Source organism: Nocardiopsis sp. NPDC006139, from assembly GCF_040614155.1.
Taxonomy (GTDB): Bacteria; Actinomycetota; Actinomycetes; order Streptosporangiales; family Streptosporangiaceae; genus Nocardiopsis; species Nocardiopsis changdeensis.
Genome location: NZ_JBEXTT010000033.1, coordinates 55,196 through 65,370 on the forward strand (window position 1 = coordinate 55,196; position 10,175 = coordinate 65,370).

Genomic DNA, 10,175 nt, shown 5'->3' on the forward strand with positions numbered 1-10,175 from the left:
TTGGCTCGGTCGGCGCGGGGCGGTGGTGTGCATGGTGGTCTCGCGATCTGTGATCGCGACCGGCCCATGACGCCAGACGTCGCCCTTCCCAGGGTTGCTACTTGAAGTAGCTTCCCGATTTCCTGGAGTGATCATACCTTCTCCTTGGGGTGGAACCCGCCGTGGCCGGGACGGTCACAGACACGGCGGGAGACTGTGGGTCAGGCGGCGGTGCGTGCGGTGCGCTTCTCGCGGCGCACCTCCAAATGGCGGGCAGCCCCGGCGACGATCAGCGGCGACCGGTCCCCCTCCGCGGCGGCCTTGTAGCAGCGCACCAGCTCAGCGGAGTCCATCGCCTCAGCGCGGCGGGACAGCTCAGCGGCCAGCTCGGCATCGGGAAAGTCGATCAGGTCGTCATCCCACGCGAGAGGAGGCAGCCAACCCCGGGCCACAGCGTTCGTGCGCGTGATCTTGGAGTGCTTGGTCTCCGCAGCCGGGACATCCCAAAGCCGGTCGTAGAGGTCGCGGATGCCCACAGCCCACCGCGCCTGGACCTTCTCAGTCGGCCCAGTCGCCAAGTACTGAACGGTGTTCTTGCTCGCGCCGATCTGGCAGGCCTGCCAACCAGCCGCATACCCCAGCACGCACAGGGCCTGGACCCGGCGCCGTGACCCCGCCGCGTCTACGAGGTTGGTGGTAGGGACCATGGTCAGCGGGATCGACAGGATCTTGCGGGCGGAGACCGGGTTGATGCGCTTCAGCGGCTTGGCGTTTCGGTTCGGTGCCCCGTAGAGCAGGGTGCTGATGTTGCTTCTGGCCTCTGCCTGGAGTTCTGCGAGCCCCCAGCCGAGGCTCAGAAGGGCTTTGGCGTGTTCGCGGACGGGCTCGGCGTCCACGAGGTCGGTGGTGGGGCGGCCGTAAGCGATGAGGCGTCGGCGTGTGCGGGTGTAGTCGCGGTCGGCTTCGACGCATTCGGGGTTGCGGCATCCGGCCCTGTAGCAGGAGAGGGTGCCGTGGTCGGCTGCCCATTTGAGGGTGGTCATCACGCGGCCCCTTTCACGCGGCGCTGGCGCTTGCGGCGTTCAGCGATGCGCTCCTCGGCGGTCATGCCGCCGACGACTCCGTGCTGCTGCTTGGGGTGGTAGGTGAGGGCGTCGTCGAGACAGTCCGACCTCACTGGGCACCAGGCGCACACGGCGACCGCTTCGTCCTCGCGAAGGGATTTCGCGGGCTGGCGCTCTCCGGGCGGGCCGAAGAACAGCTCCAGCGACATGCCAGCGCAGACGGCTTGGCGGGTCCATGAGTGGTCGGCGGCGGTGGGGGTGGTGCGCTGGTCGCGGACGCCAGCGGCCTTCGGGCGCCTCACCGGGCCACCTCCGCTCCGAGCAGCGACTCCGGGAGGACCCGCACCCGGATCAGCGCTCCCGGCTCCCCCAACGCCAGCGGGTGCTCCCCCGGGTACACCTTGCGGGCCTTGGTCTCCACGACCTGCGAGTCGTCCCCGAACGCGCCCGCGCGGGACAGGGCGTCGTGGACGGCGCGGACGTGGTGGTCGAGGTCGGTGGACGACCGGGTGATGGGCCAGGTGCGGCGGCGCTTCGGCGCGGACTTGGGCTTGGCCACGGTGATCGTGATGTCGGTTTCCATGGGCTCCCCGACGAACGCGGGGCGAGCCGGTCCGGCGGTGCGGGCGAGTTCGGCGCGGACTGCGGTGATGATGGCTTCGCGCCACGGGAGGAGCTTCTTCTGGTTGCTGTGGATCGCGGGCCGCCCCTTGCCGAGGAACGACACCTGGCCCTGGCCGGCGGGGGTGCCGTGCACGGTGACGGCGAGGTCCCACCGGGTGATGCTGTGGGTGTCCATGTGCTTCTCCTTCTGGGGTGGGCCGCCCCCAGGCCCCCGCACTGGGAGCGGCCCGAAAAGGGGGGTGGTCAGGCGGTGCCGGGGCACCACGGGAACTCAGTGCCGTCGACCCACACGTGGTCGGTGTGCGGCGCATCGGACCCGCACGAGCGGCTGCCGGGGTCGCGGCGGGCTTCTTCGGCGTCCGCGATCACCCCAGGAAGCTGGGTCTCCAGCCACGAGGTGGTGTAGTCGTTCATCGCCCTTCCTCCTTGGCCTGTCGTGCGGCCTCGGCGGCGATCGCGGGGGCGCCGTAGCGCTTGACCAGGGATCGCACTTCCGAGGTCATGTGCGAGTCACGCGGGGCGGGGGCAGGCGTCTGCGCGGACACCGACAGTCCGTCGATTACCCGAGCGGCGAGCAGGCCGTACTCCACCTGCATGGCCTGAGCGGCTGCTTCCCGCATGTCCTCCACGCCCTGCGAGTACGCGCGGGCCTCAGCGTCCGCGAGAGCCCGCTTGGCGTTCTCCAGCTCGTGCGCCATGGCGTCGCGCTGCGTCTTCAGGTCCAGGGCCTCCGGGTCGGCGACCGCAGACAGCACCGCCATGGCCTCAGCGACATCCCCGGCAGGCACCTCCCACACCGGGGAGGCGGCCGTCTCGTCGGCGCCCTCAGGGGTCGCGGACATCTGGACGGCACCACCGCTGGCAGGCCACGCGCGGAGGCGGCGGCGGGGCAGACGGGTCGTGGTCTCACTCATCGGGTTGCCTCCTTGGCCTTCGCGGCGCCGGTGTCAGCCAGGGCCCCGGCGTCGATCCCGTACTCGGCCGCCCACTCCCACGTGAACTCCTCGACGGAGTCACCGTCTGCGAAGTGCTGCCGCAGCGAGCGCACGACCTCGTCGGCAGCCTCGGGAGCGTGCTCGATCAGAGCCCGGGTGAGGAGCGCAACGGCGTAGTCACCGCCGACGGCGTTCGCGTAGCGGAAGTACCGGTCGCTCAGGGGCGTGCCAGCGGCTTCGTGCAGGTAGCCGATCCCCCGCGCGGCGCGCGCGGTGGCGTAGCGGGCGTACTGGTCGGCGGTGGTGTCGGCGATACGCCCGGGAAGCGGGGCGACGGTGTCGGGGGTGATTTCACTGCTCATCGGGGGTCTCCGATCTGCTTGGGGGGGCGAACCTTCTCGGTGCGGATCCATTCGTGGTGGCCGACCTCGTGCGCGTACCGGATCCCGTGGACATCCCGGGGTACGTCGCAGGCGCCACACGGGGCGTCAGTTTGCGGGGCCGGAGCGGGCGGCGGAGCGTTCTCGGGGACGACCTGCACAGTGCGGCGTTCGATCTCAGCGGCGCGGGCCTTGCGCTTCGGCAGGGAGAGCTTCACGACGCACCCCCGTTCGCGAGGTCGAGGAGTACGTCCGCGTGGCACTCACGTTCCGCCGAACAGGGGCACATGAGATCCCGGCCAGCCAGTTCGGCCCGAACCCGAGCAGCGACTTCCGAGTCGTGCGGGATCGTTCGCAAGTCAGCCAGCCAGGTGTCCGAACACATGCGGATGGCGTCAAGGGCCCTGGGCATTCCGGCCTTCACCGTCCGCCCTTGGGCGTCGATGACCCGGTAGGTTCGGCTGTCGCCCTTGAAGTCGATCCGGACTCGGTAGGGGCTGCCCCACTTCGTTCCACGGCCCACGTAGACGGCGCCTTCAGGTGCGCACCACCCCTTGGCGTGGCGAAACTGGATACGGGACGGCTTCACGACGCCACCTCTTCGGCGTAGGTGTCCTGCTGCTCCTCCGGCGTCACACCGTGCGGCTGCTCCACGCCCCACGGGTCCCGTCGGGGCTCGTCCGGCACGATCTCCGCGTCGACCATCTCCGGCTCGTCGCGCTGACGCTTGCGCCGAACCAGCTCGTCGATGACCTTCTCCGCCTCAGCGGCGCTCAGGAGACCCATGGTGGGGACCTCGCGCCCGGCCGCCTCAGCCCAGATAGCGAGTCCCTCGTCCCTGCCAAAGCCCAGGTCCTGGATCCGGCCGAAGATCTCGCTCTTCTGCTCGTTGGAGATCATCGGCTCCGACGTCGGCGTGTACATGCCGACCTGCGCAGCAGCGGCGGTCTGGATCGTCTCCCCCGCCTGGCCCACCGTCGGCTCCTCCGTGCGGTCCTCCCGCTCCATCTCCTCCGGCGTGTAGATCCCGGCCAGATCCTGCGAGAACGCCGCCTTCAACGCCAGCGCCTCAGCGACCTTCCCGATCATGTGGGAGGGCTTGGACGCCCACAGCGCCATCAGCTCCCCGCCCTTCTTGCGGGCGGCATACTCCTCGAACACCGCCACCGCCACGGTCGGCTCACGGAACCCCTGCTTGTACACCCCGCAGCGGGCAGCGACCGGGGGACGCTTCTTGTCCAGCCACACGTCCCGCCAGACGCCGTCCTCACCGCACCAGGAGATGGGGGTGCGGCCCTCGTACCGGCCGGTGCGCTCCGCGATGACCCGCAGCCCGTCGATGCCGGCCTGGATCGTGTACTTCCAGGTCTCCTCGCGGGTGCGCGGGTTCCACTCCTTACGGCCGATCATGTAGATCTGCCGCGCGAACGGGTCGAGGCCGGTGCGCTGGGCGTAGTGCAGGAACACCAGCTGGTCGCCCTGCGGGGCGTCGGCGATACCGATCTGCGCGAGCGCGGCCTTCTGCGGCTGGGTCCACTCGGTCTGGTGCGGGTCCAACGCCAGCACACCGGTGTTGGTGACGGCGAGTTCGGTCGTAGCGGTCATCACGCGGCCTCTTCTTCCTGGTCGGTGCGGGCGGGGGCGGGCATGTCCGGGAGCTTGCGACCGGCGACCAGGTACGGGTCGCCGCCGCCCCGGGACTGGCGGTTCGCGATCGTCATGCCGAGGTAGCGGGCGCGCTTGGCGTCACCCATCCGGTCCGCGAGCACGGACCGCTCGTAGAGCTCGCGCTCCTCCGCCGCCTTCAGCGCGTGCTTCGCGGAGCAGTACGCGGCGGCCTCCTCGTAGGTGAGCTCCACGTCCACGGGCTGGATCTGCGGGTGCAACTGCCGCACCGTCTGGTACGTGGACTCCGCACCGTCGAACGCAGGAGGGGTGTTGAACATCAGGGAGTCGATGAACTCCTCAGCCTTGAACCGCAGGATCGCGGCGGCCTCGGGGTCGTGGTGGACCACGTAAGACCGGAACTCCAGGCGGGCGGTCAGCACCGCGACGTGCGCGACGGGCAGACCGAGCGTGTCCATGTACCACTGGATCTGCGTCCGGTAGTACAGGGGAATCTCGTCGGTGCCGGAGTGGCCCCAGGTGTCGGAGTCGTCCTGGCCGTCGGTCTTGATCTCCAGGATCCCGACTGGCTTGCCGTCCTGGAGGAGGAGTCCGTCGGGGTTTGCGAGCTGGTAGTCGCGCTCAACGTGGGTGTAGGTGCCGCCCGTGACGACCTCGTACTCGGGGTTCTGGTCGGCCCACCAGCGGCGGATACCGTCCTCCAGGTAGTGGCCCCGAGCCTGCGCGTCCGTGGTCTCACCGTCGGACACGAGCCCCGCCTTGAGGTGCCAGAGCCGGTACGGGGACGTCCACGGGGATCGTCCGAGCACGGCGGCCATGTCGGACCCGCCGAGGCGGGAGCGGCGAGCCTCGTGCCATTCCGGGGAGCCGGGCTCCCACGACCCGAGCAGGCGCCCGGTCGGGGTGTCGATGGCGGTCACTGGTCGTCCTCCTCGGTCATCCAGTCAGCCTGGGCGGCGTCATGGTCGGCCACCAGCGGACCGAAGTCGACGTCGCTGGCCTCAGGCCACACCGAGTCGACCTCCGGAGGCGACATCAGCAGATCGCCTGCCACGGGCAGACGCTCCAGGTCCGCGGTCACGCTGTCCGCCAAAGCCGCCACCCGCTCATGCGAGGACGACTGCCGCTTCGCCGCACCCCGCGCCACCGACGCGATGTGCTCCAACGCGAGCACCAACTCCTCGCTGATGTCGTCGGCGTACACCGCCTCGTACAGGCCCGTGTACTCGCGTGCCGCGGTCGCAGCGGTGATGATCTGGTCCAGGGCGTCACGGGTGTCCGCGACGGTCGGGTACTGGATGCGCTCAGACATCGGAGACCTCCCGGCACTGCTTGTGGTGGGCGACGGCGGCCTCAGTGGTCTGCCGCGAATCGATGAACCCGCCCATGTGGTGGCCACGGCGGCAGGTGAACCCGAGCCCGTCGGCGTCCACCTTCCACAGGCGGAACTCGGCGGAGTGGGGCTGCGAGTTGTGGAACTTCGTCTCCGCCGAAGCCTCCGCGCGGTGGGCGCGCATCTGCTGGCGAGCGCGAGCCGCCCGAGCCTTCGGCGACGAGTCCACAAGGACCCGGCCGATGCCGTCCTCGCCCATCAGCAACCCGAACTCGTGGGCGGTGTGCATCTTCGCCGCCTGTCCGGGGGTCACGGGGATGCCGAGCCTGGCGAGGGTCGCGATCAGGGCGTCGACAGCGGCGTGATCGGGCTCGGGCAGGTGGTGCAGTCCGGCGGCGGTCATCGCACAACCTCCTGCTCCCAGAGGTACTGGAGCTCCCGGGTCATGCACTCCTGCTCCGCGTCACGGACCGCGCCGGCCATGGCCGACAGGGTCGCGGCCACGTCACCGGGGTGACCGTCGGGGAAGGTGAGGGTCACGGTGCTGCCGTCGGGAGCGGTCACCACCAGGGCGGGGAGACCATCGCGGACACGCATGTCCACGTCCGCGGAGAGCGGGAGGACCACCCTCTGCTCGGTCGGGATACGATTGGTCACGGCACTTCCTTCTTTCAGTTGGTGGGTGCCAATGCCCTCGTCCGGGCGCTATCCGGGCGGGGGCGCTTTCGTGTCAGGCCGCGGGGGCCTGGGGGGTCCCCGGCCACATCGGCCGGAGCTGGCGAACTGCCGAGTCCGGCAGCAGTCCGAGCGCGAGAACCCCACGGCGGAGGAAGATCGCGTCCTCCCACGTCTGCCCCGGGATCGGGGGGCGCGTCAGGTAGGTCTCGTACACCTCGCGCGGCCGGCCTGTGAGGGCGACCCGGGCGTCGATCAGCGGCGCGGCGTCCGCAATGACGCTGGCGAGATCGGGGGTTTCCACTACTCGCCTCCTTCGAGTTGGTCCTGCTTGCGTTCCAGAAGGGCGCGAGGACAGCCGAGTACTTCGGAGAGCCGGTTCAAGTTCGCCGGAGTGGCGTTACGTGACCCGGATTCGATTTCGCTGATGAGGCTCACTGAGACCTCCAGCGCGCGAGCTACCTGCGTCTTGGTCAAGCCAGCCAGCTCCCTCGCCCGCTTGACTGCCGCCGGGTCGTGGTCGCGGGGCAACTTCCCGCGCTTCCGTTGGTTGGTGGCCATGCCACGACCATAGTGCGAAGTGGTGCGAAGTTCAATAGGTTCACGCGCATCTTCGCGCGAACCTTCGCATAAGACGTCTCAGGAAGGTGACGGTTTACTGGCTCCAGCGAAGTTTTGCCTACCCTGATCTCCCCATGGGTGCGAAGGTGTGCGAAGCTTTCTCGCATGAGCGAGAAGCCCACACCCACGCGCGAAGGAGAGCTGATTCGGACGTCCCTCATCCGAATCGGGCTTTCCGCTCGCCAAGCAGCCAAGCAATCCGGAATCAGCGAAGGCCGGTGGCGTCAAATCGTCAACGGGTACCAGATCGTCACCAAAGGCACCTACGTGCCCGTGCGAGGCCCAGCCGACACCGTCGCAGCCATGGCCCGCACCGTCGGCGTGACAGAGGATCAGCTCATAGAGGCCGGCCGCGAGGATGCAGCCGAGAAGCTCTCCGAGCTCAGTTCGCTTCCAGACGCTTCTCCGGAGGGGCTGCCTGGGTGGGATGCGGAGATCATCGGCCCGGATGGTCCCGTCGCGGAGGGCGAGGAACTCAGGTGGCGAGATGAGAAGGACGCGCGAACCTTCGAACTGACCGTCAGCGGCGTCAGCTTCGAAGGAACCCTCGGAACAGACGTCAGCCCCGAGGAGGCGCTACCGAAGCTGAGGCGGATGATGGCCCTGAGGATGGCTCAGGCCAACGCGGCTCTAGCGGAGCGGCTGCACACCCTGGGGTAATCACTCACAGTGACCCCGGGGTTTTCTCAGGCCAGCTTTTACTACCCTCCGTATCCAATCTGGTTACGGAGGGCGATTTTACTTTTTATGGACGTCCACAAGGCTTCCCCCGAACCCCGTTCGTACCTATGGTCAATAATCCGCCCGGTCATCACACAATGGGGTGTGAAAACCGAGGCAGGAGGGGGGAAAGTCCGTTTTGCCCTATGTTCGAACGCAAGACCTGTATCGTCCCGTACTCATGCAGATCGCGGAGGTGATCGACCCCTACCACTCACTCATCGACGTCACACGCTGTGACCTGTGGACGCTCGTGACCGTCCACCCTGGCGCGCCCACCGTCGAAGGCATCCAGGAGATAGCGCGCAAGCTCCACGCCTACGAGGCCGCCGGCTGGGGAACCCCCTGGGTTCCTCCCGACGCGGACATCGATTTCTCTGCTCTGCTGGCCGATCCGGTCAGCGTCCTCGCGGCAATCGAGCCGGGAATCGTCACCATCCCCGCCCTCCCCCCGTCGGTCCCGCACGCCATGCGGGTCCCCGGAGTGGACTACAGTCCCACCCGCTAGCCCCCGTGAACGCCCCGACTTCCCCCGGGGCGACCACACCCTTCCCTCCCCTCGCCCTCCCATCCACCCAACGGGACAACCCCTCTCACACGAGAGCCCCAGCCGGACGCTGGGGCTTCGTCGTACCTCAGGGCCTACTCCCCCGCCCACACGATCCTCATCGACTCCTCCAACGACAGCTTCCTCCGACCGACATTGCCCACCCGCAGAATCCGGACCTCCTCCGTCACCAACCGCACCGCCGCACGCTGCTGCTCCAAAGACCACCCGTCCCACACCGCCGCGACAGCGTCGACCGACCCGGCCGCCAACTCCTCCACCAGCGGATCCACCAACACCGGGCGAGCCCGACGCTGCCACTCAGCGATCTGAGCCTTCAATCGACGCTCATCGGCCTTCGCCATCGCCCGTGACGTCTCCCCCGCCTCGACCTCCGCGTACAACTCCTCCAACTCGGACCGCAACGACTCCACCGTCGCCACCGCCGACTCGATCTCCTCTGACGACGGGCCGCCGGCAGTGAACGCGCTCAGCACATCCGGGTCCGCGAACCGCTCGATCACGGCCTCCCGCATCTGGGCATCCAAACGGGAGATCGCCCGGCACACATGACCCTGCGTCTCCCCGTAGAACATGCGCGAGCACCGGTAATACGGTGACCGGCTGCTCCCTTCCCAGCACTGGAGGTACATGGTCGACCCGCAGGGATCGCAGGTCGCGATCGCTGAAAGCAGAGCCCGCGCCGACCCGTCCCGAGGCGCCGTCCGAGGCCACTCGGGACCAGGGAAGCTCAGGATCTGCTGCATCTCCTCCCACTCCGCTTCGGTCAGGATCCCCTCCCAGCCACGGGCTTTGCGTTCCCCCTTGTGGCTGCGGACACCGATCAGGCTGGTCGACGCGAAGATCTGCCGGATGGTTTCCATCGTCCACCCCTGGGCGACGGCCTGGGTGCCGTTGCGGCGCGTGTACCGCTCCCCCCGGCGGCGTCCGCGGGGCGTTGGCACACCCTCACTGTTCAGCCACTCGGCGACCTTGATCGGGTGGTGGCGCTCCTCCCGTAGCCGCCGCCGGATCTCCATGAGGAGCTTGACCTTTTCCTCATCCGGAACCTGGCGGAGGAGACGCCCTGTGTCCGGGTCGTACTCGCGGCGGTACGCGAAGTGCAGCTTGCCGTGCGGGCGGCCCGCCTCCGCTGCGTCCATCTGGTCTCGGTGGATGCGCTTGCGGGTCTTCCCAGCCTCGTGGATCGCGTCGACCATCAGCGAATCCAGGTACTTCATGTGGTCGGGGTTGGTGGTGTCCCACAGGTCTTCGTCCAACCCGATCCACATGCGGTGCTCCTGGCAGGCCGCGACCAGGTGCGCCCACACCACACGGTCACGAGTGCCGCGGGACAGCTCCCATAGCCACAGCACGTCCGCGCCGCCCTCCTGGATGAGGGCTTCGACCTTCGGCCAGTCCTCCCGAGCGCCTTTCGCGTACTGGGACGCGGACCGGTCGTTGTCGGAGAACTCGCCGACGACCTCCCAGTCGCGGTCGTCGGCGACGCGGCGGCCGATCTTGAGCTGCTGGGCCACGGACCGGCCTTCGTGCTGGTCCTTGGAGACGCGGGCGTAGAGGATGACCCGTGCTTGAGCTGGAAGTCTCGCCAAAGAGGAGGGCATGAGGTTATGATAGACGAAACGCTGTGACTAGCCAGTGTTGAACGGC

17 protein-coding genes are annotated in these 10,175 nt (G+C 68.5%); 2 read left to right on the forward strand and 15 right to left on the reverse strand.

Annotation, left to right across the window (positions count from 1 at the left end):
* Positions 1-200: 200 nt before the first annotated feature.
* The 14 genes from ABZ249_RS30250 to ABZ249_RS30315 all read right to left on the reverse strand — a co-directional run bounded on the left by ABZ249_RS30250 (position 201) and on the right by ABZ249_RS30315 (position 7,177).
* Complete coding sequence (locus ABZ249_RS30250; protein ID WP_355269587.1) at positions 201-1,022, reverse strand: hypothetical protein; 822 nt, start codon at positions 1,020-1,022, stop codon at positions 201-203.
* Positions 1,022-1,345: a WhiB family transcriptional regulator gene (locus ABZ249_RS30255; RefSeq protein ID WP_355269589.1), complete on the reverse strand. Its 324-nt coding sequence runs from the start codon at positions 1,343-1,345 to the stop codon at positions 1,022-1,024. Before ABZ249_RS30255 ends, ABZ249_RS30250 begins: the two co-directional genes overlap by 1 nt.
* Entirely contained in the window at positions 1,342-1,842 is a 501-nt protein-coding gene (locus tag ABZ249_RS30260) for a RusA family crossover junction endodeoxyribonuclease (RefSeq protein ID WP_355269591.1), read from the reverse strand. The genes ABZ249_RS30255 and ABZ249_RS30260 overlap by 4 nt, the downstream gene beginning before the upstream one ends.
* Positions 1,843-1,910: 68 nt before the next feature.
* Positions 1,911-2,081, reverse strand: coding sequence for a hypothetical protein (locus ABZ249_RS30265; RefSeq protein ID WP_355269593.1), 171 nt, complete (start codon positions 2,079-2,081; stop codon positions 1,911-1,913).
* Positions 2,078-2,581 (reverse strand): hypothetical protein, encoded by a 504-nt coding sequence (locus tag ABZ249_RS30270; protein WP_355269595.1) that lies wholly within the window; start codon positions 2,579-2,581, stop codon positions 2,078-2,080. The genes ABZ249_RS30265 and ABZ249_RS30270 overlap by 4 nt, the downstream gene beginning before the upstream one ends.
* Positions 2,578-2,964: a hypothetical protein gene (locus tag ABZ249_RS30275; RefSeq protein WP_355269597.1), complete on the reverse strand. Its 387-nt coding sequence runs from the start codon at positions 2,962-2,964 to the stop codon at positions 2,578-2,580. The genes ABZ249_RS30270 and ABZ249_RS30275 overlap by 4 nt, the downstream gene beginning before the upstream one ends.
* Positions 2,965-3,196: 232 nt before the next feature.
* Complete coding sequence (locus ABZ249_RS30280; RefSeq protein WP_355269599.1) at positions 3,197-3,643, reverse strand: DUF4326 domain-containing protein; 447 nt, start codon at positions 3,641-3,643, stop codon at positions 3,197-3,199.
* Positions 3,568-4,587, reverse strand: coding sequence for a phage recombination protein Bet (bet, locus tag ABZ249_RS30285; RefSeq protein ID WP_355269601.1), 1,020 nt, complete (start codon positions 4,585-4,587; stop codon positions 3,568-3,570). The genes ABZ249_RS30280 and bet overlap by 76 nt, the downstream gene beginning before the upstream one ends.
* The gene (locus ABZ249_RS30290) at positions 4,587-5,528 is read right to left on the reverse strand and encodes a lambda-exonuclease family protein (protein WP_355269603.1); all 942 of its coding nucleotides are present in this window, start codon (positions 5,526-5,528) and stop codon (positions 4,587-4,589) included. The genes bet and ABZ249_RS30290 overlap by 1 nt, the downstream gene beginning before the upstream one ends.
* The gene (locus ABZ249_RS30295; RefSeq protein WP_355269605.1) at positions 5,525-5,920 is read right to left on the reverse strand and encodes a hypothetical protein; all 396 of its coding nucleotides are present in this window, start codon (positions 5,918-5,920) and stop codon (positions 5,525-5,527) included. Before ABZ249_RS30295 ends, ABZ249_RS30290 begins: the two co-directional genes overlap by 4 nt.
* A complete protein-coding gene (locus tag ABZ249_RS30300) occupies positions 5,913-6,344 on the reverse strand; it encodes a hypothetical protein (RefSeq protein ID WP_355269607.1) in 432 nt (143 codons plus the stop codon). Before ABZ249_RS30300 ends, ABZ249_RS30295 begins: the two co-directional genes overlap by 8 nt.
* Positions 6,341-6,598, reverse strand: coding sequence for a hypothetical protein (locus tag ABZ249_RS30305; RefSeq protein ID WP_355269609.1), 258 nt, complete (start codon positions 6,596-6,598; stop codon positions 6,341-6,343). The genes ABZ249_RS30300 and ABZ249_RS30305 overlap by 4 nt, the downstream gene beginning before the upstream one ends.
* A 73-nt stretch (positions 6,599-6,671) precedes the next feature.
* Entirely contained in the window at positions 6,672-6,920 is a 249-nt protein-coding gene (locus ABZ249_RS30310; RefSeq protein WP_355269611.1) for a hypothetical protein, read from the reverse strand.
* On the reverse strand, positions 6,920-7,177 hold the full coding sequence (locus ABZ249_RS30315) for a helix-turn-helix transcriptional regulator (protein WP_355269613.1): 258 nt from the start codon (positions 7,175-7,177) through the stop codon (positions 6,920-6,922). The genes ABZ249_RS30310 and ABZ249_RS30315 overlap by 1 nt, the downstream gene beginning before the upstream one ends.
* 165 nt (positions 7,178-7,342) lie before the next feature.
* On the opposite strand from ABZ249_RS30315, the gene ABZ249_RS30320 reads away from it, so the two are divergent.
* Positions 7,343-7,897, forward strand: a complete 555-nt coding sequence (locus ABZ249_RS30320) for a helix-turn-helix transcriptional regulator (RefSeq protein ID WP_355269615.1) — start codon at positions 7,343-7,345, stop codon at positions 7,895-7,897.
* Between the two features lie 241 nt (positions 7,898-8,138).
* A complete protein-coding gene (locus tag ABZ249_RS30325) occupies positions 8,139-8,465 on the forward strand; it encodes a hypothetical protein (RefSeq protein ID WP_355269617.1) in 327 nt (108 codons plus the stop codon).
* Positions 8,466-8,599: 134 nt separating this feature from the next.
* Here ABZ249_RS30325 and ABZ249_RS30330 read toward each other — a convergent pair whose 3' ends face one another.
* The gene (locus tag ABZ249_RS30330) at positions 8,600-10,129 is read right to left on the reverse strand and encodes a recombinase family protein (protein ID WP_355269619.1); all 1,530 of its coding nucleotides are present in this window, start codon (positions 10,127-10,129) and stop codon (positions 8,600-8,602) included.
* Between the last annotated feature and the right edge of the window lie 46 nt (positions 10,130-10,175).

Coding starts and splice junctions, on each gene's coding strand:
- ABZ249_RS30270 (WP_355269595.1), bottom strand. CDS start 2,581: ATGAGTGAGACCACGACCCGTCTGCCCCGCCGCCGCCTCCGCGCGTGG.
- ABZ249_RS30250 (WP_355269587.1), bottom strand. CDS start 1,022: ATGACCACCCTCAAATGGGCAGCCGACCACGGCACCCTCTCCTGCTAC.
- bet (WP_355269601.1), bottom strand. CDS start 4,587: ATGACCGCTACGACCGAACTCGCCGTCACCAACACCGGTGTGCTGGCG.
- ABZ249_RS30330 (WP_355269619.1), bottom strand. CDS start 10,129: ATGCCCTCCTCTTTGGCGAGACTTCCAGCTCAAGCACGGGTCATCCTC.
- ABZ249_RS30260 (WP_355269591.1), bottom strand. CDS start 1,842: ATGGACACCCACAGCATCACCCGGTGGGACCTCGCCGTCACCGTGCAC.
- ABZ249_RS30295 (WP_355269605.1), bottom strand. CDS start 5,920: ATGTCTGAGCGCATCCAGTACCCGACCGTCGCGGACACCCGTGACGCC.
- ABZ249_RS30300 (WP_355269607.1), bottom strand. CDS start 6,344: ATGACCGCCGCCGGACTGCACCACCTGCCCGAGCCCGATCACGCCGCT.
- ABZ249_RS30275 (WP_355269597.1), bottom strand. CDS start 2,964: ATGAGCAGTGAAATCACCCCCGACACCGTCGCCCCGCTTCCCGGGCGT.
- ABZ249_RS30320 (WP_355269615.1), top strand. CDS start 7,343: ATGAGCGAGAAGCCCACACCCACGCGCGAAGGAGAGCTGATTCGGACG.
- ABZ249_RS30325 (WP_355269617.1), top strand. CDS start 8,139: ATGCAGATCGCGGAGGTGATCGACCCCTACCACTCACTCATCGACGTC.
- ABZ249_RS30265 (WP_355269593.1), bottom strand. CDS start 2,081: ATGAACGACTACACCACCTCGTGGCTGGAGACCCAGCTTCCTGGGGTG.
- ABZ249_RS30315 (WP_355269613.1), bottom strand. CDS start 7,177: ATGGCCACCAACCAACGGAAGCGCGGGAAGTTGCCCCGCGACCACGAC.